Here is a 1,384-nt window from a genome sequence, read left to right on the forward strand (position 1 = left end):
TGGACCGGCGAATGCCCCACCTGCCACCGCGAGTTACCCGATGCACGCCGACCGGGACGCCCCCGGCCACGTCAGACCTAACGAAGCACTACTAGCACATTACGCAGCTGATGAGACAGCAAGCGACGCACTCTGACGGCCAGCACATGAAACATCCGATGGCGCAACAGTTGAAGCATTGCGGAACATCCTCTCGCGCTTGCGCGAACTCCTCGTCGCTCTGCGCCAGCAAGGACTCAATCGTCCTTGGGTTGCGTACCTTGTCGAGTGCACGATCGAGCTTGTCCCTGCTTGAGTCGTCCGGCGCCGCGTCTCGGGCTCGCTCACGGGTCGGCCAGACCTCCACCAAGGGCTGAGAGGCTACTCGAACGGCTCGTCACTCCAGCGAAACCAGGCCTGGCCGCCGTCGATGTGCAGCAGGAACTCGGCGACGGGCCCCGCAGGTGCGGCCAGGATCAGCTTGCAGCTGATCTCGTCGACGATCGGCTCCCACCGGTCCCAGTCCTCTTCTTCGAGGAGCGCGATCTCACGATCGAACAGGGGCTTCCAGTCGGCGAACGCCGGGGTTGCCACGAAGCGGCCCGACAACCAGGGAAATTCGCCGCCCTCGATCACGATCTCCCCGACCAGTTCGTCCTGCTGAGACAGCCGCCAGACCTCACCCGTCTTCCACACGTCAGCCAGCCTCCACCTCACCACGAACCGGTCCGGCAGCAGCCTGCCATGCGCCTACGACAGCCGAACGGCGCGCCCGGCGAGTGCCGGATCTGCGGCAACCGTCGACGTCGTGGCCGCCGCGATGATCGACCGCCTTGTCCACCACACCGAGTTCCTCACCCTCACCGGCGGGTTCCTAACGCACCCGCCGGCGCGGCGCGAGCTCCTTGCCAAGGCGAGGCGCGCCAGCCGCGGCTGAACGACTCGGGGTCTATGTCCTGGAGGCGTTCTCACGCCACCAGGCGACATCCCGCTCCCGATCTTCCAGGCATTACGCCTCTGTTCGATGTGGTCGGCGAACTCGGCCGGCAGCCTGACTCCGTGGTCGAGGGCGTAATGGGCGAGGCCTTCCGGCCAGAGGTAGTAGCCGTCGGTGAGCCGGGTTCGGCAGCTTCTGGTCCTCGGGCGACCCTCAGAAGCCGAGCAACCTGAGCGGGTGATCGGCATCTTCGCTCAGCTCGGACATGCGCCAAGGCTTTCACGACGACGGCCCCGCGTCACTCAGGTGACCAGGGCCGTCACCACCAAGCGGGGCCGGTTCGGGCGACAACACCAAGGGCCGACACGCGATCCAGAGCAATGCTCGAGACCTGTGGATCGGCGCCGGGAGGAACGCAGCAGGCGTACCTTCCCCGATTGATCCTGTGATGGTCACCGAGTAGGCCCG

General features: G+C 66.0%; 1 protein-coding gene. It reads right to left on the reverse strand.

Translation table 11 applies throughout. The features are described 5' to 3' along the window. Positions 1 to 360: 360 nt before the first annotated feature. On the reverse strand, positions 361 to 675 hold the full coding sequence (locus ACIPSC_RS39015; RefSeq protein ID WP_400835167.1) for a hypothetical protein: 315 nt from the start codon (positions 673 to 675) through the stop codon (positions 361 to 363). Positions 676 to 1,384 lie beyond the last annotated feature (709 nt).

It is taken from the genome of Kitasatospora sp. NPDC090091 (assembly GCF_044747365.1).
Classification (GTDB): domain Bacteria; phylum Actinomycetota; class Actinomycetes; order Streptomycetales; family Streptomycetaceae; genus Kitasatospora.